Origin of the sequence: Thauera aminoaromatica S2, assembly GCF_000310185.1 — a bacterium.
Lineage (GTDB): Bacteria > Pseudomonadota > Gammaproteobacteria > Burkholderiales > Rhodocyclaceae > Thauera > Thauera aminoaromatica.
In genome coordinates this window covers 1-21,315 of the sequence record NZ_AMXD01000067.1, presented here as the reverse complement: position 1 = coordinate 21,315, position 21,315 = coordinate 1, and the positions used below count along the sequence as shown (strand labels likewise).

Genomic DNA, 21,315 nt, shown 5'->3' with positions numbered 1-21,315 from the left:
GCCTGCAAGGCCGCGCGCGCGGCGGGCGTCGCCGGGCCGTTGCCGAGCGCGACCGCGATGTTGCGCAGCCAGCGCGCGTGGCCGATGCGGTGGATCGGGCTGCCGGCGGTGCGCTCGGAGAACTCCGCCGCGGTCCACGCGAAGAGCTCGGCCAGCCGGGCGCCGTCGAGGCCCTGGCGGGGGGCGAAATCGGGCTCCCGGCCAAGCTGGGCGAAGCGGTTCCACGGGCACACGAGCTGGCAGTCGTCGCAGCCGTAGATGCGGTTGCCGAGCAACGGGCGCAGCTCCTCGGGGATCGCGCCGTGCAGCTCGATGGTGAGGTAGGAGATGCAGCGCCGTGCGTCGAGCCGGTAGGGCGCGACGATGGCGCCGGTGGGGCAGGCGTCGATGCAGGCCGTGCAGCGCCCGCAGTGCGACGCCACCGGCGCGTCCACCGGCAGCGGCAGGTCGGTGAGGATCTCGCCGAGGAAGAACCACGAACCGGCGGTGCGATCGAGCAGCAGGGTGTGCTTGCCGCGCCAGCCCAGGCCCTTGCGACTGGCGTGCTCGACTTCGAGGATGGGCGCCGAGTCGGTGAACACGCGGTACTGGTGCGGCACCTCCGCGCTGATGCGGTCGGCGAGCTTCTGCAGGCGGTTGCGCACCAGCTTGTGGTAGTCGCGGCCGAGCGCGTAGCGCGACACATAGGCGCGCTCGGGGTCGCCGAGCACGTCCATGGCCGGCGCGGCATCCGGCCAGTAGCCCATGCGCACGCTGATCACGCGCACGCTGCCGGGCAGGAGTTCGGCGGCGCGCGCGCGTTTCATGCCGTGGCGCACCATATAATCCATGTCCCCGTGAAAGCCGGCCTCCAGCCAGGCGACCAGGCCGGGTTCGGCGTCGGCGAGATCGACCCCGCCCACGCCGACCGCGTCGAAGCCGAGTTCGCGCCCCCACTGTCTGATCCGCGCAACAAGTGCCGCACCGTCGAGGACGGTCCCGTCGACCGCCGCCCCGTCCGGCGTCGGCAATTTTGTTTCCATTTGTCAGAGGTCCCTATGATCGAGTCGATCCAGACTGCCGATGATAACGGCGCGCGCCTGCAGGCGCATTTGCCCGACGAGGCGGCCACCGTGGCGCTTGGCGGCGCGCTCGCCGGCGTTCTCGCGCCCGGACTGCAGATCTGGCTGCAGGGCAACCTGGGCACCGGCAAGACCACCCTCACCCGCGGCCTGCTGCGCGCGCTCGGCCACGAGGGCAAGGTGAAGAGTCCGACCTACACCTTGATTGAACCTTACGTGGTTTCTAGCTTAAACTTATATCACTTTGATTTTTATCGCTTCACCTCGCCCGACGAATATCTCGACGCGGGGCTGGACGAATACTTCGCCGGTGAGGGCGTCTGCATCGTGGAATGGCCGGACAAGGCCTCGCCCCATCTGCCCTCTCCCGACGTCGAAATCGTCCTGCAGGCCGGTGAATCCGGGCGGGATGTGGCGATCAGCGCAAACACGGAAGCGGGGCGAACATGCGTGATCGGACTGGTGAAAGCTTTGCGGGGCGCGGACCCGGCGCCCGGGACGACCTGAGTCTCGGCCAGACTCCGGGGCTTGCCGCCGCGGCCGAGGCCTTCGCCGCGGGGCGCATCGATCGCCGCGGCCTGCTCAAGTTCGCCGGCGCCTCGCTCGCCATGCTGGTGAGCCCGGTCGGGCTGGCGAGTTCGGCAAGCCTGCTCGCGGTGCGCGTATGGCCCTCGGCCGAATACACCCGCATCACCCTCGAGGGCTCCTCGCGCCTGCGCCACAGCCACATGCTGGTCGAGGACCCGCAGCGCCTGGTGGTCGACCTCGAGGGCGTGCAGCTCGACAGCGTGCTGCAGTCCCTGCCCTCGAAGGTGCTCGACTCCGACCCCTACATCCGCCTGATCCGTGCCGGGCAGAACCGGCCGGGCGTGGTGCGTGTGGTGATCGAGCTCAAGGCGGCGATCAACCCCCAGGTGTTCACCCTCGACCCGGTCGGCAGCTACGGCCACCGCCTCGTGCTCGACCTGCACCCGACCGAGGCCCACGATCCGCTGATGGCGCTGATCATGAAGGACTCGCCGATGGACGCCGCGATGGGCGACGCCGGCGGCAACACCGCCGCGGTGGCGCGCGAGGAGCCGCGCGAGCCGGTGCGCCGCGGCAAGCGTAACGAGCCGGCGGTCGATCGCCTGTACACCGTGGTGCTGGACGCCGGCCATGGTGGCGAGGATCCGGGCGCGATCGGTCGTGGCGGCAGCTACGAGAAGGACGTCACGCTGTCGATCGCCCAACGCCTCAAGCGCAAGATCGACGCCATGCCCGGCATGCGCGCGGTGCTCACGCGCGACGGCGACTACTTCGTGCCGCTGCACCAGCGCGTGGCGCGCGCCCGCCGGGTGCGCGCCGATCTCTTCGTGTCGATCCACGCCGACGCCTTCGTTCGCCCCGAGGCCAACGGCAGCTCGGTCTATGTGCTCTCCGAGCGCGGCGCCTCGAGCTCGGCGGCAAGCTGGCTGGCGCAGAAGGAGAACGATGCCGACCTCGTGGGCGGCGTCAACCTCGCCCGCCAGGACGGCCACATCGCCCGCACCCTGCTCGACCTGTCGCAGACCGCCACGATCAACGACAGCTTCAAGCTCGGGCGCGCCATGCTCGGCGAGCTCGGCACCATCAACCGGCTGCACAAGCCCGAGGTGGAACAGGCCGGCTTCGCGGTGCTGCGCGCACCCGACATCCCCTCGGTGCTGGTCGAAACCGCCTTCATCAGCAACCCGCAGGAAGAGCGCCGTCTCAACGACGAGGCCTACCAGGACAAGATGGCGATGGCGCTGATGCGCGGCGTCAAGCGCTATTTCGAGGAGCACGCCCCGAGCGGGCCGACCCGCGTGGCGCGGCTCGACTGAGGGCGAGCGCACCGCCCGCATCCCGAGCAAGTCTGCCCGCAAGGCCCGCAATAGCGGGCTTTGCCGCTATAATCGCGGCTTTTTCAGGCGCTTATGCAGGTTCACCGCGGGATTCCCGAGCAGGCCGACACGGCTGCGGTGCTCACCATCGGCAACTTCGATGGCGTGCATCTCGGCCATCAGGCGCTGCTTTCGCTGCTCACCGACAAGGCCCGTGCGCTCGGCCTGCCGGCGGTGGTGCTCACCTTCGAGCCGCACCCGCGCGAATACTTCAGCCCCGCCGACGCCCCTGCCCGCCTCGCCTCGCTGCGCGAGAAGCTGCTGCTGCTTTCCGCCGCCGGCGTCGACCGCTGCCACGTCTGCCGCTTCGACGCTCGCTTCGCCGCTCAGCCCGCGCAGGCCTTCATCGACGACATCCTGGTGCGCGGCCTCGGCGTGCGCCATCTCTTCATCGGTGACGATTTCCGCTTCGGCGCCCGCCGCCAGGGCAACTTCGCGATGCTGCGCGCGGCCGGCGCCGAGGGCGGCTTCGGGGTCGAGTCCATGCCCACGCTCGCCGTCGCGGGCGAGCGGGTGTCCAGCTCGGCGGTGCGGGCCGCGCTCGCGGAGGGCGACCTCGCCCACGCCGCGCGCCTGCTCGGCCGCCCCTACAGCATCGCCGGTCGCGTCAGCCACGGCGACAAGCTCGGCCGCCAGCTCGGCTTCCCGACCGCGAACATCCAGATGAAGCACCGCCGCCCGGCGCTGGGCGGTGTCTACGTGGTAAGCGTCGAAGGCCTCGCATCCGGCCCGGTGGCCGGCGTCGCCAACATCGGCCTGCGCCCGACCGCGACCGCGAACGGCCGCGCCCGCCTCGAGGTCCACCTCTTCGACTGGACGCAGGACTGCTACGGCGCCCACATCCGCGTACATTTCCTGCATCGCCTGCGCGCCGAGCAAAAATTCCCCTCGCTCGACGCGCTGCGCGCGCAGATCGCCCTCGACAGCCAGACGGCCCGCGACTGGCTGGCCGCGAACCCCCTGCCCGCCTGAAGGCCCGACGAACCCCGCCGATCCCACCGACTTCCGATCCCGCCATGGCCGACTACCGCAAGACGCTCAACCTGCCCGACACCCCCTTCCCGATGCGTGGCGACCTGCCCAGGCGCGAGCCGAACTGGATCGCCGACTGGCAGCAGAAGAAGCTCTACCAGCGCATCCGCAAGGCCAGCGCCGGCCGGCCCAAGTTCGTGCTCCACGACGGCCCGCCCTACGCCAACGGCAGCCTGCACATCGGCCACGCGCTGAACAAGATCCTCAAGGACATCATCGTGCGCTCGAAGACGCTGGCCGGCTTCGACGCGCCCTACGTTCCGGGCTGGGACTGCCACGGCCTGCCGATCGAGCACAAGGTCGAGGTGACGCACGGCAAGAACCTGCCCGCCGACCGCGTGCGTGAGCTGTGCCGCGCCTACGCCGCCGAGCAGATCGAGATCCAGAAGGCCGACTTCATCCGCCTCGGCGTGCTCGGCGACTGGGACAACCCCTACCGCACGATGGACTTCGCCAACGAAGCCAACGAGATCCGCGCGCTCGCCGAGATGACGAAGAACGGCTACGTGTTCAAGGGCCTGAAGCCGGTGAACTGGTGCTTCGACTGCGGCTCGGCGCTGGCCGAGGCCGAGGTGGAATATGCCGACAAGCCCTCGCCGACGATCGATGTCGCGTTCCCGGTATCCGACGCGGACGCCGGCACTCATTTGCGTAAACTCGCCGCCGCATTCGGCCTGGCCAGGCTCGACAAGCCCGCCGCCGCGGTGATCTGGACCACCACCCCGTGGACCATCCCCGCCAACCAGGCGCTCAACGCCCACCCCGAGTTCGACTATGCGCTGGTCGATGTCGGCGATCGTCTGCTCGTGCTCGCCAGGGAACTCGTCGAATCCGCGCTGCAGCGCTTCCAGCTCGCAGGCACCATCATCGCCACCGCCAAGGGCGCGGCGCTCGAACGCATCGAGTTCCGCCACCCCTTCTACGACCGCGTCTCGCCGGTGTATCTCGCCGAATACGTCGGCATCGACGCCGGCACCGGCATCGTGCACTCGTCGCCAGCGCACGGCGTGGACGACTTCAACTCGTGGCACGCGTACGGCCGCAGCAACGACGAGATCCTGTCCCTGGTGACGGGCGGCGGCCAGTACGTGTCCGACCTTCCCTTCTTCGGCGGCATGAACATCTGGAAGGCCAACCCGGCGATCGTCGACAAGCTCGCCGAGGTCGGCGCCCTGCTCTCGCACGGCAAGATCACCCACAGCTACATGCACTGCTGGCGCCACAAGACGCCGCTCGTCTATCGCGCCACCGCGCAGTGGTTCGTCGGCATGGACAGGGTCGCCGCCGACGGCTCCACACTGCGCGAGCGCGCGCTGCGCGCCGTGGAGGCCACCAAGTTCTACCCCGCGTGGGGCCAGGCGCGCCTGCACGCGATGATCGCCAACCGCCCCGACTGGTGCATCTCGCGCCAGCGCAACTGGGGCGTACCGATCCCCTTCTTCCTGCACAAGGAGACCGGCGAGCTGCATCCGCGCACCGTCGAGCTGATGGAGGAGGTCGCGCTGCGCGTGGAGCAGGAGGGCATCGAGGCCTGGTTCAAGCTCGATGCCGCCGAGCTGCTCGGTGCCGAGGCCGCGCAGTACGAGAAGATCAGCGACACGCTCGACGTCTGGTTCGACTCCGGCACCACGCACAAGCACGTGCTGCGCGGCTCGCACAACGACGGCCACCCCGAAGGCCCGCGTGCCGACATGTACCTGGAAGGCTCCGACCAGCACCGCGGCTGGTTCCACTCCTCGCTGCTCACCGGCTGCGCGATCGACGGCCACGCCCCCTACCGCAGCCTGCTCACCCACGGCTTCGCGGTGGACGGGGCCGGCCGCAAGATGAGCAAGTCGCTCGGCAACGTGGTGGTGCCGCAGGAGGTCACCGGCAAGCTCGGCGCCGAGATCCTGCGCCTGTGGGTCGCGTCCACCGACTATTCCGGCGAGCTGTCGATCTCGAAGGAAATCCTCGACCGCGTGGTCGAGGTCTATCGCCGCGTGCGCAACACCCTGCGCTTCCTGCTCGCCAACACCGCCGACTTCGACATCGCCACGGACGCGGTGCCGCTCGAACAGTGGCTGGACATCGACCGCTACGCGCTCGCCTTCACCCGCCAGCTCGCGCAGCAGGCCGAGGCCGACTACGCGAAGATGGAGTTCCATCGCGTCGTGCAGGCGCTGCAGGTGTTCTGCGCCGAGGACCTGGGCGCCTTCTACCTCGACATCCTGAAGGATCGCCTGTACACCACCGCCGCCGGCAGCCTGCCGCGTCGCGCCGCGCAAACCGCGCTGTGGCACATCACGCAGACGCTGCTGAAACTGATGGCGCCGATCCTGTCCTTCACCGCCGAGGAGGCCTGGACGGTGATCCACCCCGGCAAGGACGAGGGTACGCAGGATAGCGTGATGCTGCACACCTTCCACGCCCTTCCCGCGCAGGAAGGCGAAGCCGGGCTGATCGCGCGCTGGGAGACCATCCGCGCCGTGCGTGCAGAAGGCCTCAAGGTCATCGAGGCGCTGCGCACCGAAGGCAAGGTCGGCGCCTCGCTGCAGGCGGAACTGGAGCTCGCGCTCACCGCCGACAAGTTCGCCGCGATGGCCAGCCTGGGCGAGGACCTGCGCTTCGTCACCATGACCTCGGCGGCCACCCTGTCCGAGGTGGCCCGCGCCGAGGACGAGCGCGTCGTCGCCACCCCGAGCGCGGCGCAGAAGTGCGAGCGCTGCTGGCACTACGTCGACACGGTCGGCAGCGACGCCGAGCACCCCACCCTGTGCGGGCGCTGCGCGAGCAACCTGTTCGGCGAAGGCGAAACCCGCGCCCATGCCTGAGGCAGCCCGCACGATGACGACACCTCACCCGACGCCGCACGCGCGCAGTGCGCTGTCTCTGATGCTGCCCTGGCTGATCCTCGCCGTGGTGGTCGGCGTGCTCGACCAGGTCACCAAGCAGATGGTGATGGCGAATCTGCGCCTCGGCGAGCTGGTTCCGATCACAGGCTTCTTCGATCTGGTGCTGGTGTTCAACACCGGCGCCGCGTTCAGCTTTCTCGCCGACCACAGCGGCTGGCAACGCTGGTTTTTCACCATACTGGCCTTCGGCATCAGCGCCTGGCTGCTGACGCTGATGCACCACCATCGCCACGAAAAGCTGCTGCCGACCGCCTTCGCCCTGATCATCGGCGGTGCGCTCGGCAACGTCTATGACCGCCTCGTGCATGGCGCGGTGGTCGACTTCCTGCACTTCCACTACGCCGGCTGGAGCTGGCCGGCGTTCAACCTGGCCGACTCGGCCATCACCGTGGGTGTCGCGATGATGCTCTGGGGCCAGTTCTTTGGCCCCAAAGCCGGCGACCCGCCCCGACCGGGAGCACCATCTTGAGCGAAGCGATCCAGGCCAACAGCCTCGTCACCCTGCACTACCGCATCTCGCTGCCGAGCGGCCAGCCGCTGATCAGCACCTTCAACGCCACCCCCGCCACGCTGCAATTGGGCGCCGGCGAAATGCTGCCGGCGATGGAGCGGCTGCTGATCGGCCTGATGCCGGGCACCCACCACATCTTCGAACTGGCGGCAGACGAAGCCTTCGGCCCCTATCGCGACGAGCTGGTCGAGCGCGTCAAGCGCGAACACATGCCCGACGAGGAGATCGAAGCGATGAGCATCATGGAGTTCACCGCACCCGATGGCTCACGCTACTCCGGCCTGGTGCGCGAGATCGACGCGCAGTCGGCGCTGATCGACTTCAACCACCCGCTGGCGGGCAAGGCGATCCGCTTCGAGGTGCAGGTGATCGGAATCTCCTGAGCGCCGCCCGCGACACCCCACAGAGACGAAAGATGAACGACAAGGAAATCCTGCTCGCCAACCCGCGCGGCTTCTGCGCCGGGGTCGAGCGCGCGATCGAGATCGTCGAACGCGCCCTGAAGCGCTACGGCGCGCCGATCTACGTGCGCCACGAGGTCGTGCACAACAAGTTCGTCGTGGACGACCTGCGCGCCAAGGGTGCGATTTTCGTCGACGAACTCGACGAGGTCCCTACCGGCAATACGGTGATCTTCTCGGCCCATGGCGTCTCGCTCGCGGTGCGCGAGGAAGCCGAGCGCCGCGGGCTGCGCGTCTTCGACGCCACCTGCCCGCTGGTGACGAAGGTCCATGTCGAGGTGGCGCGCATGCGCGACCAGGGCAAGGAGATCGTCATGATCGGTCACAAGGGCCACCCCGAGGTCGAGGGCACGATGGGCCAGGTCGACGGCGGCATCCATCTGGTCGAGACCCCGGCCGACGTCGCCGGCCTGCAGGTGGCCGACCCAGAACAGCTCGCCTACGTGACCCAGACCACGCTGTCCGTGGATGACGCGGCCGCGATCGTCGATGCCCTGCGCACCCGCTTCCCCCGGGTCGTCGGCCCGAAGAAGGACGATATCTGCTACGCCACGCAGAACCGCCAGGACGCGGTGAAGTTCATGACCCCGTACGCGGACGTGGTATTCGTGGTCGGGTCGAAGAACAGCTCCAACTCCAACCGCCTGCGCGAGGTCGCCGCGCTGCGCGGCGTGCCCGCCTACCTGATCGACAACGCCGCCGGCATCGACCCCGCCTGGATCGAGGGCAAGCGCCGCATCGGCGTGACCGCGGGGGCCTCGGCGCCCGAGGTGCTGGTGGCCGAGGTGATCGCGCGCCTGGAAGAACTGAGCGGCGGCGCGGTGCGCAACCTCGACGGCGTGCCCGAGCGCGTGACCTTCGCGCTGCCCAAGGAGTTGCAGGACCCGCGCTGAAGCTTCGGAGCAAGGCGGGAGAGAATCGCGCCTTGCGTCGCTTCTGCAAGGCGGCGGTCGAGTCGCGTGTACTTGGCGGTCGAGTCGCGTGTACTTTCCTGTGGGAGCGACGCAAGTCGCGATCGTGGCGCCTTGAATCGGCGCCGCGCGTGATGGAATGCGCGAGCCGCAGGTCGCGCCTCGCTTCTCTCCGCTTCACCCGCCGATGTGCGGCTCCATGATGCGCCGGTAGAACTCGTGGAAATGCTGCATGCCGTCCTCGAAGGGCGACTGGTAGGGGCCGACCTCGTTGCGCCCCTCCTTCAGCAGCGCCCTCCGGCCGCGATCCATGCGCTCGCCGATCTCGTCGTCCTCGATCGCAGTCTCCATGTAGGCGGCCTGCTCGGCCTCGACGAACTCGCGCTCGAACTCGACGATGTCCTCCGGGTAGTAGAACTCCACCACGTTGGTCGTCTTATCCACATCCGTCGGAATCAGCGTGCTCACCACCAGCACGTGCGGGTACCACTCCACCATCACATTCGGGTAGTAGGTGAGCCAGATCGCACCATGCGTCGGCTTCTTCTCGCCGTAGTAGTCGATCACCGCCTTGTGCCACTTGGCGTAGGTCTCCGAGCCCGGCTTGGCGAGCGAGGTGATGCCCACCTTCTGTACCGAATACCAGTCGCCGAACTGCCAGCTCAGGTCCTTGCAGGTCACGAAGTTGCCCAGTCCGGGGTGGAAGGGCACGACGTGATAGTCCTCCAGATAGACCTCGATGAAGGTCTTCCAGTTGTAATTGCAATGGTGGACCTCGACCTTGTCGAGCTTGTAGCCCGAGAAATCGAATTCGCCCGCCACCTGCATCCCGGCAAGGTCGGCGCTCGCCGAGCGCGGGCCCTTGAAAAGCAGGCCATTCCAGCGTTCGAGCTCGTCGCGCCTGAGGCCCAGGCAGGGCTTCTCGGGGAAGTGCGGTGCGCCGAGCAGGTTGCCCTGGCGGTCGTAGGTCCAGCGGTGCACCGGGCAGACCACGAGCTTGGTCGTGCCGCTGCCCTGCAGCATGATCGCCTGGCGGTGGCGGCAGACGTTGGACATCTGGTGCACACCCGCCTCGGTGCGGAACAGCAGCTTGGCGTGGTCGAGCCACTCCAGCGAGCGGTAGTTGCCGACCTCGGGAACCATCAGCTCATGGCCGACGTACCCCGGACCGGCATCGAAGAGGAGTTTCTTCTCCAGTTCGAAAACCTGCTGGTCGAAGTACCACGAGACAGGCAGCTGGGAGGCTGCCTGGGCCAGTCGAGCCTTGGAAGCGATGTCGGACATCCCCGAACCTCCTCTTGCGGACAAGAAATCCGGAAAAATAAAGGGTTTAGTGTAAGACACCCCCCGTTTGACCGCCATACCCGCCTTCGGTTATTTTTCCGCTTTTGCCGCGCCAGATATCGATCCATGCCAAAGTCGGCATCCTCCCCCAAGTCGTTCGAAGCGGCGGTCTCCGAGCTCGAGGCCATTGTCCAGGAAATGGAATCCGGCAATCTGCCGCTCGAGGATGCCCTCGCGCGCTATCAGCGTGGCGTCGGCCTGCTGCGTCACTGCCAGACCACGCTCAGCGACGCCGAGCAGCGCGTGCGCATGCTCGAAGGCGACGGCCTCACCGATTTCCCGACCGAACCGACCCGCGACGGCGACGAGGCAGGCGCATGAACACAGACAGCAAGCTCCCCTCCTTCTCCGAATGGACGGCGCAGATCCAGCAGCGCACCGAGGTCGCGCTCGCCGGCGTGCTGCCCGATGCCGCGATCGCCCCGCATCGCCTGCACGAGGCGATGCGCTACGCGGTGCTCGGCGGTGGCAAGCGCGTGCGTCCGCTGCTCGCGCATGCGGCCGGCGCACTCGCCGGCGCCGCTGCCGAGGACCTCGACCGCATCGCCTGCGCGGTCGAGCTGATCCACGCCTATTCGCTGGTGCACGACGATCTCCCTTGCATGGACGATGACGTGCTGCGTCGCGGCAAGCCTACCGTGCATGTCGAGTTCGACGAGGCCACCGCCCTGCTCGCCGGCGACGCGCTGCAGACGCTGGCCTTCCAGGTGCTCGCCGAGCGTCCGCTCGGCACGGACCCCGCGAACCAGCTCGCGATGCTGAACCAGCTCGCCATCGCGTCAGGCTCGCGCGGCATGGCCGGCGGCCAGGCGATCGACCTCGCCTCGGTGGGCAAGCGGCTGGGGCGCGAAGAGCTCGAGTTCATGCACATCCACAAGACCGGGGCGCTGATCCGCGCCGCGGTGCTGCTCGGCGCGCGTGCCGGCGGCACATTGGGTGCCGACGAGCACGCACGCCTGGACCACTACGCCAAGGTCGTGGGCCTGCTCTTCCAGGTGGTCGACGACCTCCTCGACGCCGAGGCCGACACCGCCACGCTGGGCAAGACCGCGGGCAAGGACGCCGACAACGACAAGCCGACCTACGTGAGCCTGCTCGGCCTGGTCGACGCCCGCCGCCTCGCCGAGGAGATGCTCGACGAGGCGCGCGCCAGCCTGCGCCCCTTCGGCGCGCGTGCGCTGCGCCTGGAGCAGCTCGCGGACTACATCGTGCATCGCGCCTTCTGATCGCGCCTGACTGCGGCCCCCAAGAACAACCCAAAAGCCGGATCCCCCATGGCCCCCTACCCGAACCTGGAACGCGTCGGCTGTCCCGCCGACGTCCGTGCACTCGATCGCCGCGAACTCGGCGCCCTCGCCTCCGAATTGCGCGCCTTCCTGATCGAGTCGGTATCGAAGACCGGCGGCCATCTGTCCTCCAACCTCGGCACCGTCGAGCTGACGATCGCGCTGCACCACGTTTTCAACACCCCTCACGACCGCATCGTGTGGGACGTCGGCCACCAGACCTACGGCCACAAGGTGCTCACCGGCCGCCGCGAGGCGATGACCGGGCTGCGCCACTTCGGCGGCATCTCCGGCTTCCCGCGGCGCTGCGAGAGCGAGTACGACACCTTCGGCACCGCACACTCCTCCACCTCGATCTCGGCTGCGCTCGGCATGGCCGTGGCGGCGCGCGCACGCGGCGAGGACCGCCACGCGATCGCGGTGATCGGCGACGGCGCGATGTCGGCCGGCATGGCCTTCGAGGCCCTCAACAACGCCGGCGACATGGAGAACCTCAACCTGCTGGTGATCCTCAACGACAACGAGATGTCGATTTCGCCACCGGTGGGGGCGCTCACCAAGATCCTCGCCCGCATGATGTCGGGCTCGACCTACAACACCGCGCGCCGGGTCGGCGAGAAGGTGCTCGGCGTCGCCCCGCCGGTGGCCGAGCTCGCGCGCAAGGTCGAGGAGTACGCCAAGGGCATGATCGGCCCGGGCACGCTGTTCGAGGAGTTCGGCTTCCACTACTACGGTCCGATCGACGGCCACGACCTCGACGCACTGATTCCGACCCTGCAGAACCTGCGCAAGCTCAAGGGACCGCAGTTCCTCCACGTGATCACCCGCAAGGGCCAGGGCTACAAGCTCGCCGAGGCCGACCCGGTGCTCTACCACGGGGTGTCGAAGTTCGATCACACCGCCGGCATCCAGACCGGCAAGGGCGGTGGCAAGCTCACCTACACCCAGGTGTTCGGCGACTGGCTGTGCGACATGGCCAAGGCCGATCCGCGCATCGTCGGCATCACCCCGGCGATGCGCGAGGGCTCGGGCCTGGTGCGCTTCGCGCAGGAGTTCCCCGAGCGCTACTTCGACGTCGGCATCGCCGAGCAGCACGCGGTCACCTTCGCCGCCGGGCTGGCCTGCGAGGGCTTCGTGCCGGTGGTGGCGATCTACTCGACCTTCCTTCAGCGCGCCTACGACCAGCTCATCCACGACGTCGCGCTGCAGAACCTGCCGGTCGTGTTCGCGATCGACCGCGGCGGCCTGGTGGGCGCCGACGGCGCGACCCACCATGGCGCCTTCGACCTCTCCTTCCTCAGCTGCGTGCCCAACATGGTGGTGATGGCGCCCTCAGACGAGGACGAATGCCGCCAGATGCTCTACACCGCGGTGCAGCATGCGGGCCCGAGCGCGGTGCGCTATCCGCGTGGCGGCGGCAACGGCACCGCGCCCCGGGCACAGATGCGCGCCCTGCCGATCGGCAAGGGCGAGGTCGTGCGCCGTGGCCGCGGCATCGCCCTGCTCGCCTTCGGCAGCCTGCTCGGAGTGGCGCGCGAGGTCGCCGAGACGCTCGACGCCACGGTGGCCAACATGCGCTTCGTCAAGCCGCTCGACGTCGAGCTGGTGGCCGAACTCGCCACCAGCCACGACCTCATCGTCACCCTCGAGGAGAACGCGGTGATCGGCGGCGCCGGCGCCGAGGTCTCACGGCTCGTCGACGGCCTCGCCACGCGCCCACGCGTGCTGCGCCTGGGCCTGCCCGACCACTTCATCGACCACGGCGACCAAGCACAACTGCTCGCCTCGGTCGGCCTCGATCAGGACGGCATCCTCGCCAGCATCGCACGCGCGACCGGAGCCCCGGAGCGCGCCTAAAGGTTGAGCATTTTTGTCGGGAAAGATAAGATCGCCAGCAAAGTGCAACACGATTGCACTTTGCTGGCGGCTCCGGCACGCCCATTCCCCCGACCACCCGCAGGGAACCTGCCCATGAACACCCCCAACGCAATCGCCATCCCGGACGTGCAGAGCAGCGCCGACAGCCGCCGGATCGCGATCGACAAGGTCGGCATCAAGTCGATCCGCCACCCCATCAAGGTCGCCGACAAGCGCGGCGGCGTGCAGCACACGGTGGCCAGCTTCAACATGTACGTTGGTCTGCCCCACAACTTCAAGGGCACCCACATGTCGCGCTTCATCGAGATCCTCAACGGCCGCGAGCGCGAGATCTCGGTGGAGAACTTCGAGCCCATGCTGCGCACCATGGTCGAGCGCCTCGAGGCCGAGACCGGCCACGTCGAGATGAGCTTCCCCTACTTCATCAACAAGACGGCGCCGGTGTCCGGCGTGCAGAGCCTGATGGACTATGAGGTCTGCTTCATCGGCAGCATCGGCGAGGGCGGCGCCTACGAGTTCACCATGAAGGTCGTGGTGCCGGTGACCAGCCTGTGCCCATGCTCGAAAAAGATCTCCGCGTACGGCGCGCACAACCAGCGCTCTCACGTCACCGTCACCGCGGTGCTCAACGACCACCTGTGGATCGAGGAGATGGTGCAGATGGTCGAGGCCCAGGCCTCGTGCGAGGTCTTCGGCCTGCTCAAGCGCCCCGACGAGAAGTGGGTCACCGAGCGCGCCTACGACAACCCCAAGTTCGTCGAGGACATGGTGCGCGACGTCGCCGGCCAGCTGAACCGCGAGCCGCGCATCGACGCCTACGTGGTCGAGTCCGAGAACTTCGAGTCGATCCACAACCACTCCGCTTACGCGCTGATCGAGCGCGACAAGCGCGGCGGGGCCTGACCCCCGCCCCTTTAGCGGGGCCGTGTCGCGGGTGCGCTCGGGCACGCACGCCCGGCGCCGCGACGCGATGGTCGCAAGCGCGTCGGCGGAGTAAGATAAGCGTTTTCTGAAATAGGAGAACGCATGATGTCCAAGTCCCACGTCCAGATCGTGAGCGATGTCTCCAAGGCGCTCGCCACGCTGCGCAAGGAGATCCCCGAGACCATGCAGGGCTTCGGCGCGATGGCCAAGAGCTCGCTGCAGGACGGCGTGCTGAGCGAGCTGCAGAAGGAACTCATCGCACTCGCGATCGCCGTCACCCAGCGCTGCGACGCCTGCATCGGCTTCCACATCAAGGCGCTGATCCGCCTCGGCGCGACCCGCGAGCAGATCATGGAGACCCTGGGCGTGTGCACCTATATGGGCGGCGGCCCGGCCCTGATGTACGCCGCGGAAGCGGTGCGCGCCTACGAGGAGATGCTGCCGCAGGCCAGGTGAGCGCAGCCCGGGCCCGACCGCGGCCGCCTTGCCCGTCCCGATGCGCCGGGTCGGGGCCGGCGACGGGATCTCTTCACTTTACCCCCCGCAAAAAACTGTTCACTTCCCGGAAAAAAACACTATAATGCCGACCTTCGAGCGGAGAGGTGGCAGAGTGGTCGAATGTACCTGACTCGAAATCAGGCGTAGGTGCAAGCCTACCGTGGGTTCGAATCCCACCCTCTCCGCCAATTTAAACTTGAAGTTGCGGGAACAGTCGTTATAATCCCGGTTCTTCGCAGTGCAGCAAGAAGCGCCCGTAGCTCATCTGGATAGAGTACCTGGCTACGAACCAGGGGGTAGGAGGTTCGAATCCTTCCGGGCGCGCCAAAAAAAGCCTTCCGATTTCGGGCTCTAAACGATTTCGGCAACGCGCCCGTAGCTCATCTGGATAGAGTACCTGGCTACGAACCAGGGGGTAGGAGGTTCGAATCCTTCCGGGCGCGCCAGTTTCGAAAAACGCCGACTCTTCACCGGGTCGGCGTTTTTTTTCGTCCTCCTTTTCCGTCCCTCCTCGTCGCATCGGCGCGCCCCCGCCCGATACCCGAGCGGCCCATCCGGGACCCGCCCGGATGCACCGCGCCGACCGCTCAGGACACGCACACCGCCCCGCCCTGCCGCACCGGCTCGAGGAAGGCGCAGACGAGTTCGATGACCGCGGCCGGACGCTCGCGATGCGGCACGTGGAAGGTGTCCGGCAGGATCGCCACCTGCGCCGGGCCCGCGGAGAGCTCGCCGATCGTCTCGGGGTGCACGCTCGTGCCGTACTCGTCATGCATGCCATGGATGGCCAGCACAGGGCAACGCACCTGCGGCAGCACCGACCTCAGCGACCAGGCCGCGAAGCCGGGATGCAACCAGCTCTCGGTCCACGCATCCAGCACCCAGCGCGCCTTGTCGCCGTGATAGCGCGCCAGGCGCTGCAGCTGCGATTCATCGACGAACTGCTCCTTGGCCTCGGCGATGCTGCTCAGGGTGAGGTCCTCGGGGAAGACCTGGGCCGACTCGGTGATCAGGGCGTCGCAGGCCCCGGCAAATGCAGCCGCGCAATTCACCGCCATGCCGCCGCCGACGCTGTGGCCGAACACCACGAAGCGCTCCAGGCCGAGCTGCTCGCGCACCGCCGGAAAATACGCCTGCGCCTCCTCGGCGATGAAGTCCAGCGCCGGCAGCGCCTCGCGCGCATCCGAGCGGCCGAACCCGAGGCGGTCGTAGGCGATCACCCGGCGCCCGCTCGCGGCGCTCAGCTCCGCCGGGAAGTCGCGCCACAGCTCGACACAGCCGAGCGAGTCGTGGAGCAGCACGATCGGGCTCGCCGGCCGCTCGCCGGCCGCCCCGGACGGGGTCCATTCCCGCGCGAAGATGCGCCCCTGCGGATGATGCACCCACGAGTCGCGGGGCTGGGTTTCGGAAGCTCGGCTTGGGCTCATCGTTTCGTCGTCTCCATGTATTCATTTTCCGCGTGTTCGCGCTCCGGCGAGTTCTGCCGGAGCACCAGGCCATACGATTCCGTATTGAACACGGCGCCACATTCTTTCATCCTTGGGAGATCCGTCAAGTGCGGGCGCAGCATCCGCGGGCAAGCTCGGTTAAGCTGATGCCCTCGCGGTCCTCACCCATTCGTCCATGTCCGACACCCACGCACTGCTCGGCCTGCCAGCCGGCGCGAGCGCGCAACAGATCAAGCGCGCCTTCCGCAAGCTCGCCATGCGATGGCATCCCGATCGCAATCCCGACCCCGCCGCCGCCGATCAGTTCAGGCGGCTGCGCGATGCGCACGACCGCCTGCTCGCCGCCCTGCTCGAAGGCAAGGAGAAGGCACACGAGGACGCGGCTGCCACCCAGCCTCCGCCGCAGCGCGGCGCGGACCGCTGGCAGACACTGGAGATCAGCATCGAGGAGAGCTTCACCGGGGCGCGGCGGACGGTCGAGGTCGAGCGCCGCAGCCCCTGCGTGCTGTGCGGCGGCAGCGGCATCGAGAAGCTCAGCGTGAGCCGCCTATGCACACCCTGCCGAGGCTCGGGCCGCTTGCACGGACCTGCGGGGCTGGAGCGCTGCCCGGACTGCGAGGGGCGGGGCTATCGCAACACGGGACCGTGTGGCGGCTGTGGCGGCAGCGGGGAACAAATGCAGACTCGTCATCTCGAGGTGCTCATTCCACCCGGGGTGGTGGACGACGACGAACTGCGTCTCGCCGGCGAGGGCGAGGCGCACCCCGAGCCGCGCCATCGCGCTGGCGACCTGCACCTGCAGATCCGCCTCGCCAGTCATCCGCTGTTTCGCCGCGAGGGCCGCGACCTGGTGCTGCGCCGCCCGGTCAGCGCGCTGCGCCTGCTGATCGGCGGGACCCTGCGCGTGCCCCACCCGACGGGCGTGCGCAGCATCGAACTCGAGCCCGGCCTCGCCCATCCGCGCAGCCTGCGCGTACCCGGCGCCGGCTTTCCGGCGCACGGCCGGCGCGCACGTGGCGACCTCGTCGTGGAGTTCGAGCCCGAACTCCCCCACGCCCCCGAACGCTCGCTGCACGGCCTGATCGACGAACTCGACCGCGCGCTCGCCGCGCGCGCCGAGCACCACTTCCCCGAGCTCGCGCGCTGGGAGTCGGTGTGGCTGGACGAGCACTGAGCGCGGGTGCAAGCGGCGGAGCGGGACGGCATCGCACACGGCACGGCCCCGCCAGGAGGCGGCTGGCGCGGGCCGCAAGGTCGGACCCGCGCCAACCGCCGATCGCCGCTCAGAGCGGCGCTTCGATGCGCTCGATGCCACCCATGTAGGGCACCAGCGCCCGCGGGATCACGATCGAACCGTCGGCCTGCTGGTGGTTCTCCAGCACCGCAACCAGGGTGCGCCCCACCGCCAGACCGGACCCGTTGAGCGTGTGCACCAGCTCGTTCTTGCCCTGCGCGTTCTTGAAGCGGGCCTGCATGCGACGCGCCTGGAAGGACTCGCAGTTCGAGCAGCTGGAGATCTCGCGGTATGTGTTCTGCGCCGGCAGCCACACCTCGAGATCGTAGGTCTTCGCAGCCGAGAAGCCCATGTCGCCGGTGCACAGCGTGATCACCCGGTAGGGCAGCTCGAGCTTCTGCAGGATGGCCTCGGCGTGGCCGACCATCTGTTCGAGCGCCTCCTTGCTCTTCGCCGGCTCGACGATCTGCACCATCTCGACCTTGTCGAACTGGTGCTGGCGGATCATGCCGCGCACGTCGCGCCCGCCGCTGCCCGCCTCGGAGCGGAAGCAGGGGCTATGCGCGGTAAGACGGATCGGCAGGCTCTCGAGCGCGAGCACCTCCTCGCGCACGCTGTTGGTGAGCGTGATCTCTGCGGTCGGGATCAGGTACTGCTCGAGGCCCTCCTCGTCGCCGCCGCGCAGCACCCAGAACAGATCCTCCTTGAACTTGGGCAGCTGACCGGTGCCGTAGAGCGCCGAGCCATTGACGATGTAGGGCGTGTAGCACTCGGTGTAGCCGTGCTCGCGGGTGTGGGTGTCGAGCATGAACTGCGCGAGCGCGCGATGCAGGCGCGCCACCGGACCGCGCAGGAAGGCGAAGCGCGAGCCCGACAGCTTGGCGCCGGTCTCGAAGTCGAGGCCGAGCGGAGCGCCGAGGTCCACGTGGTCGCGCACCTCGAAGTCGTAGGCGCGCGGCGTACCCCAGCGCCGCACCTCGACGTTGCCGGTCTCGTCTGCGCCCGCCGGAACATCGTCCTGCGGCAGGTTCGGCAGGGTGGCCAGGAAGGCGTTGATGCGCTCGAGCAGCATCGGCAGGGCCTGCTCGCAGGCCTTGAGCCCGTCGCCGAGCTGGGCGACCTCGGCCATCACCGCGGAGGCGTCCTCGCCCTTGCCCTTGAGCATGCCGATCTGCTTGGACAGCGCGTTGCGGCGGGCCTGCAGTTCCTGGGTGCGGGTCTGCAACTGCTTGCGCTCGTCCTCGAGGGCCTGGAAGGCGGCGGTGTCGAGCTGCATCCCGCGCGTGGCGAGGCGTGCGGCGACGTGGTCGAGCTGGGTGCGGAGAAGCTGGATATCGAGCATCGGAAACGTTCCTGAAAAGCGATCGGCAAAAGTTGATGCGGATTCTCGGAAAACCGTCGCAGGCGACTGATTACATGGCGGGGTCGCGCGACAAGACCTCGCGCTTCGCAAAATCGGCTTTCTTAATCAACGACTTGGTTCTGGTTCTGAATTTCTATCGAACTTGTAAAAGCGGATCGGTCCACTATCCTTGAGTTGACAACAAAGCCGCATCAGACGGCCCGGACCTGGAGGAAACGGCATGCTATCCATTCGCGACTGCCTGGACTACTGCGATCTCACCGACGAGGAGGTGTTGTTGATTGCCGAGCATGAGGACATCCCGGATGCCGCCGCCGCGCAGCTTTGCTGCGGGCTCGTGCAGACGCCGGAGGGCGTGCTGGCACTCACGCACTACATGCGCGAACTCATCGAGCGTGCCAATGCATGCGGGGACGTGCGCAAGGCCAAACTGGCGGCTTCCGTCTGCGAGCGTTTCATGAAGGATCATCCCCTCCCCCACTGATTCTCTCCTCGCCCGGCGTACCTTTGCTCGCCGGGACTTCGCGCGAGGCGCCGCCCGCAGATGGCGACGGCCTCGCGTATTGTTTTCCGCCCTCCGCCGCCTTGCGGTCGAGTTCGCGCAGCCAAGCGAGCTTCTGGCCGATCTTGCCTTCGAGGCCGCGCGGAGTGGGTTGGTACCACCCGGGCGACTGCATTCCCTCGGGGAAATAATTCTCGCCCGCTGCATAGGCCTCGGGCTCGTCGTGCGCGTAGCGGTAGGCCTTGCCGTAGTCGAGCGCCTTCATCAGCTTGGTCGGCGCGTTGCGCAGGTGCAGCGGCACCGGACGCGAGCCGTCGTGGGCGACAAAGGCGCGCGCGGCCTTGTAGGCCTTGTAGGCGGCGTTGGACTTGGCCGCGCAGGCCATGAAGATCGTCGCCTGGGCGAGCGCGAGTTCGCCCTCGGGAGAACCGAGGCGCTCGTAGGTGTGGCAGGCATTGAGCGCGATCTCGAGCGCACGCGGATCGGCCAGGCCGATGTCCTCCACCGCCATGCGGATCAGCCGCCGGCCGAGGTAGAGCGGATCGGCGCCGCCGTCGAGCATGCGGCACAGCCAGTACAGCGAGGCATCCGGATCCGAGCCGCGCACCGACTTGTGCAGGGCGGAAATCTGGTCGTAGAAGGCCTCTCCGCCCTTGTCGAAGCGGCGCAGGTTGCGCGACAGGGCCTGGTCGACGAAGGTGGCGCTCACCGGATCGACCTTGGCGGTCTCGGCGGCAACCTGGACCTGTTCGATCAGGTTCATCAGCCTGCGCGCGTCGCCGTCGGCAAAGCCGATCAGGCGCTCGCGCGCATCCTCGTCGAAGCCGAGCGTCGGGCAGGCGATCGCGTGCGCGCGCTCGAACAGGCGCAGCATGGCATCGTGGTCGAGCGACTCCAGCACATACACCGCGGCGCGCGACAGCAGCGCGGAGTTGACCTCGAACGAAGGGTTCTCGGTGGTGGCGCCGATGAAGGTCACCAGGCCCTGCTCGACGTAGGGCAGGAAAGCGTCCTGCTGCGCCTTGTTGAAGCGGTGCACCTCGTCGACGAAGAGGATGGTGTGGCGACCGCGCGCCTTGGCGGCCTGGGCCTGCTGGATCGCCTCGCGGATCTCCTTGACCCCGGAGAACACCGCGGACAGGGCGACGAACTCGGCGTCGAAGCCGCGCGCCATCAGCCGTGCGAGCGTGGTCTTGCCGACGCCGGGCGGGCCCCACAGAATCATCGAGTGCGGCCGGCGCGACTCGAAGGCCAGTCGCAGCGGCTTGCCCGGTCCCAACAGGTGTGACTGGCCGGCGACCTCGTCGAGGGTGTGCGGCCGCATGCGCTCAGCGAGCGGCACCTGCGGCGGCTCGAGGGCGTCGAACAGGTCGGTCATGCGGAGCCCCCTTGCAGACGGCCCATGGACTCGGGGATCGATTGCGGCGTGCGCACGCGTGCGTGGGGAGTCAGCGCGCGCCGGGCAGTTCGCCGATCACGTCGGCGCCTGCGGGCGGCTCGAAGCGGAAGCGGTCCTCGGCGAGCACCGGGTTGGCGCGCAGGCGGGTGAAGCGGATCACCGTGGTCTGGCCGAAGTGGTCGCGCATCTCCATACGCCGCAACTGGCCTTCAGCCAGCCCGATGCGCAGCGACTCGAAGCCGCTCTCGGTGCGCTTCGGACGCGCCTCGGCCCAGGCCAGACCGTCCCGCTCGCCGGCGTCGGCGAGCTCGAAATTGTCGTCGAGCGCGCCGCTGCCGAACAGGATCGCCGCCGGGGTGGCGCCGAGCGCCTCGCCGATCGCGCGTACGGTCACCTGGTTGAGGTCGGGATCCCAGGACCACAGGGTCTTGCCGTCGCCCACCAGCACCTGGCGATAAGGCCGGTCGTACTCCCAATGGAAGCGCCCCGGGCGGGCGTAGGCGAAGCTGCCCGAGGCCTCCTGAGGTCGGCGCCCGGACTGCGCGGTGACGACCTGCTCGAACTCGCCCTCCGCGCTGCGCGCGCCGGCGACGAAGTCGCGCAGCTGCTGCACGCCACCCGCCGCCGTGGCGCCCAGGGCCGCCAGCGCGAGCACGACGCCCGCC

At 68.3% G+C, this 21,315-nt stretch carries 20 protein-coding genes and 3 tRNA genes; 17 read left to right on the top strand and 6 right to left on the bottom strand.

Going from position 1 to position 21,315, the window contains the following annotated elements; all coding sequences use genetic code 11:
* A partial coding sequence (gene queG / locus C665_RS11470) for a tRNA epoxyqueuosine(34) reductase QueG (RefSeq protein ID WP_040829090.1) occupies positions 1-1,022 on the bottom strand: 1,022 nt, incomplete at its 3' end.
* Positions 1,023-1,037: 15 nt separating this feature from the next.
* On the opposite strand from queG, the gene tsaE reads away from it, so the two are divergent.
* The 7 genes from tsaE to ispH all read left to right on the top strand — a co-directional run bounded on the left by tsaE (position 1,038) and on the right by ispH (position 8,756).
* Positions 1,038-1,568, top strand: a complete 531-nt coding sequence (gene tsaE, locus C665_RS11465) for a tRNA (adenosine(37)-N6)-threonylcarbamoyltransferase complex ATPase subunit type 1 TsaE (RefSeq protein ID WP_004310094.1) — start codon at positions 1,038-1,040, stop codon at positions 1,566-1,568.
* Complete coding sequence (locus C665_RS11460; protein ID WP_004310092.1) at positions 1,508-2,905, top strand: N-acetylmuramoyl-L-alanine amidase; 1,398 nt, start codon at positions 1,508-1,510, stop codon at positions 2,903-2,905. Before tsaE ends, C665_RS11460 begins: the two co-directional genes overlap by 61 nt.
* Before the next feature lie 93 nt (positions 2,906-2,998).
* Positions 2,999-3,937 carry a bifunctional riboflavin kinase/FAD synthetase gene (locus C665_RS11455; RefSeq protein WP_004310090.1) on the top strand — a complete coding sequence of 313 codons (939 nt, stop codon included), beginning with the start codon at positions 2,999-3,001 and terminating at the stop codon, positions 3,935-3,937.
* 44 nt (positions 3,938-3,981) lie between these two features.
* Entirely contained in the window at positions 3,982-6,810 is a 2,829-nt protein-coding gene (ileS, locus tag C665_RS11450) for an isoleucine--tRNA ligase (protein WP_004310088.1), read from the top strand.
* A 13-nt stretch (positions 6,811-6,823) separates the two neighbouring features.
* Positions 6,824-7,360: a signal peptidase II gene (gene lspA, locus C665_RS11445; protein ID WP_012585183.1), complete on the top strand. Its 537-nt coding sequence runs from the start codon at positions 6,824-6,826 to the stop codon at positions 7,358-7,360.
* Positions 7,357-7,785: an FKBP-type peptidyl-prolyl cis-trans isomerase gene (locus C665_RS11440; protein WP_004310084.1), complete on the top strand. Its 429-nt coding sequence runs from the start codon at positions 7,357-7,359 to the stop codon at positions 7,783-7,785. The genes lspA and C665_RS11440 overlap by 4 nt, the downstream gene beginning before the upstream one ends.
* Positions 7,786-7,817: 32 nt before the next feature.
* Complete coding sequence (gene ispH / locus C665_RS11435) at positions 7,818-8,756, top strand: 4-hydroxy-3-methylbut-2-enyl diphosphate reductase (RefSeq protein ID WP_004310083.1); 939 nt, start codon at positions 7,818-7,820, stop codon at positions 8,754-8,756.
* 195 nt (positions 8,757-8,951) lie between these two features.
* Here ispH and C665_RS11430 read toward each other — a convergent pair whose 3' ends face one another.
* The gene (locus C665_RS11430) at positions 8,952-10,058 is read right to left on the bottom strand and encodes an aromatic ring-hydroxylating oxygenase subunit alpha (protein ID WP_004310081.1); all 1,107 of its coding nucleotides are present in this window, start codon (positions 10,056-10,058) and stop codon (positions 8,952-8,954) included.
* A 126-nt stretch (positions 10,059-10,184) separates the two neighbouring features.
* Here C665_RS11430 and C665_RS11425 point away from each other — a divergent pair, with 126 nt between their 5' ends.
* The 8 genes from C665_RS11425 (at position 10,185) to C665_RS11390 (ending at position 15,150) form a co-directional block, all read left to right on the top strand.
* On the top strand, positions 10,185-10,439 hold the full coding sequence (locus C665_RS11425; protein ID WP_004310079.1) for an exodeoxyribonuclease VII small subunit: 255 nt from the start codon (positions 10,185-10,187) through the stop codon (positions 10,437-10,439).
* A complete protein-coding gene (locus C665_RS11420; protein WP_004310077.1) occupies positions 10,436-11,344 on the top strand; it encodes a polyprenyl synthetase family protein in 909 nt (302 codons plus the stop codon). The genes C665_RS11425 and C665_RS11420 overlap by 4 nt, the downstream gene beginning before the upstream one ends.
* Positions 11,345-11,392: 48 nt before the next feature.
* Entirely contained in the window at positions 11,393-13,261 is a 1,869-nt protein-coding gene (dxs, locus tag C665_RS11415; RefSeq protein ID WP_004310074.1) for a 1-deoxy-D-xylulose-5-phosphate synthase, read from the top strand.
* 114 nt (positions 13,262-13,375) lie between these two features.
* Positions 13,376-14,185, top strand: coding sequence for a GTP cyclohydrolase FolE2 (gene folE2, locus C665_RS11410; RefSeq protein ID WP_004310072.1), 810 nt, complete (start codon positions 13,376-13,378; stop codon positions 14,183-14,185).
* A gap of 126 nt (positions 14,186-14,311) precedes the next feature.
* Positions 14,312-14,662: a carboxymuconolactone decarboxylase family protein gene (locus C665_RS11405; RefSeq protein WP_187283041.1), complete on the top strand. Its 351-nt coding sequence runs from the start codon at positions 14,312-14,314 to the stop codon at positions 14,660-14,662.
* Between the two features lie 140 nt (positions 14,663-14,802).
* A tRNA-Ser gene (locus tag C665_RS11400) sits at positions 14,803-14,892 on the top strand.
* Between the two features lie 62 nt (positions 14,893-14,954).
* A tRNA-Arg gene (locus C665_RS11395) sits at positions 14,955-15,031 on the top strand.
* 42 nt (positions 15,032-15,073) lie between these two features.
* Positions 15,074-15,150 (top strand) — tRNA-Arg (locus C665_RS11390).
* 141 nt (positions 15,151-15,291) lie between these two features.
* Here the strand turns inward: C665_RS11390 and C665_RS11385 are convergent.
* Positions 15,292-16,131 (bottom strand): alpha/beta fold hydrolase, encoded by an 840-nt coding sequence (locus C665_RS11385; protein ID WP_012585182.1) that lies wholly within the window; start codon positions 16,129-16,131, stop codon positions 15,292-15,294.
* 196 nt (positions 16,132-16,327) lie between these two features.
* Here C665_RS11385 and C665_RS11380 point away from each other — a divergent pair, with 196 nt between their 5' ends.
* Positions 16,328-17,326, top strand: a complete 999-nt coding sequence (locus C665_RS11380; protein ID WP_004310065.1) for a DnaJ C-terminal domain-containing protein — start codon at positions 16,328-16,330, stop codon at positions 17,324-17,326.
* A gap of 109 nt (positions 17,327-17,435) precedes the next feature.
* On the opposite strand, the gene serS is transcribed toward C665_RS11380, so the two are convergent.
* A complete protein-coding gene (serS, locus tag C665_RS11375) occupies positions 17,436-18,728 on the bottom strand; it encodes a serine--tRNA ligase (RefSeq protein WP_004310064.1) in 1,293 nt (430 codons plus the stop codon).
* Positions 18,729-18,969: 241 nt separating this feature from the next.
* Here serS and C665_RS11370 point away from each other — a divergent pair, with 241 nt between their 5' ends.
* Positions 18,970-19,233 carry a hypothetical protein gene (locus tag C665_RS11370; protein ID WP_004310062.1) on the top strand — a complete coding sequence of 88 codons (264 nt, stop codon included), beginning with the start codon at positions 18,970-18,972 and terminating at the stop codon, positions 19,231-19,233.
* On the opposite strand, the gene C665_RS11365 is transcribed toward C665_RS11370, so the two are convergent.
* Both C665_RS11365 and lolA read right to left on the bottom strand, forming a co-directional pair.
* A complete protein-coding gene (locus C665_RS11365) occupies positions 19,205-20,629 on the bottom strand; it encodes a replication-associated recombination protein A (protein ID WP_004310060.1) in 1,425 nt (474 codons plus the stop codon). The two genes, C665_RS11370 and C665_RS11365, sit on opposite strands and share 29 nt — an antisense overlap.
* A gap of 70 nt (positions 20,630-20,699) precedes the next feature.
* Positions 20,700-21,315: outer membrane lipoprotein periplasmic chaperone LolA (gene lolA, locus C665_RS11360; protein WP_004310058.1), on the bottom strand; the 616-nt coding region annotated here is incomplete at its 5' end.

Bases quoted from the DNA above. Each gene is read 5' to 3' on its own strand.
- C665_RS11405 (WP_187283041.1), top strand. From the start codon at position 14,312: ATGTCCAAGTCCCACGTCCAGATCGTGAGCGATGTCTCCAAGGCGCTC.
- tsaE (WP_004310094.1), top strand. From the start codon at position 1,038: ATGATCGAGTCGATCCAGACTGCCGATGATAACGGCGCGCGCCTGCAG.
- ileS (WP_004310088.1), top strand. From the start codon at position 3,982: ATGGCCGACTACCGCAAGACGCTCAACCTGCCCGACACCCCCTTCCCG.
- C665_RS11455 (WP_004310090.1), top strand. From the start codon at position 2,999: ATGCAGGTTCACCGCGGGATTCCCGAGCAGGCCGACACGGCTGCGGTG.
- C665_RS11365 (WP_004310060.1), bottom strand. From the start codon at position 20,629: ATGACCGACCTGTTCGACGCCCTCGAGCCGCCGCAGGTGCCGCTCGCT.
- dxs (WP_004310074.1), top strand. From the start codon at position 11,393: ATGGCCCCCTACCCGAACCTGGAACGCGTCGGCTGTCCCGCCGACGTC.
- C665_RS11420 (WP_004310077.1), top strand. From the start codon at position 10,436: ATGAACACAGACAGCAAGCTCCCCTCCTTCTCCGAATGGACGGCGCAG.
- C665_RS11380 (WP_004310065.1), top strand. From the start codon at position 16,328: ATGTCCGACACCCACGCACTGCTCGGCCTGCCAGCCGGCGCGAGCGCG.
- C665_RS11460 (WP_004310092.1), top strand. From the start codon at position 1,508: ATGCGTGATCGGACTGGTGAAAGCTTTGCGGGGCGCGGACCCGGCGCC.
- serS (WP_004310064.1), bottom strand. From the start codon at position 18,728: ATGCTCGATATCCAGCTTCTCCGCACCCAGCTCGACCACGTCGCCGCA.
- C665_RS11370 (WP_004310062.1), top strand. From the start codon at position 18,970: ATGCTATCCATTCGCGACTGCCTGGACTACTGCGATCTCACCGACGAG.
- C665_RS11430 (WP_004310081.1), bottom strand. From the start codon at position 10,058: ATGTCCGACATCGCTTCCAAGGCTCGACTGGCCCAGGCAGCCTCCCAG.
- ispH (WP_004310083.1), top strand. From the start codon at position 7,818: ATGAACGACAAGGAAATCCTGCTCGCCAACCCGCGCGGCTTCTGCGCC.
- C665_RS11385 (WP_012585182.1), bottom strand. From the start codon at position 16,131: ATGAGCCCAAGCCGAGCTTCCGAAACCCAGCCCCGCGACTCGTGGGTG.
- C665_RS11425 (WP_004310079.1), top strand. From the start codon at position 10,185: ATGCCAAAGTCGGCATCCTCCCCCAAGTCGTTCGAAGCGGCGGTCTCC.
- lspA (WP_012585183.1), top strand. From the start codon at position 6,824: ATGACGACACCTCACCCGACGCCGCACGCGCGCAGTGCGCTGTCTCTG.
- folE2 (WP_004310072.1), top strand. From the start codon at position 13,376: ATGAACACCCCCAACGCAATCGCCATCCCGGACGTGCAGAGCAGCGCC.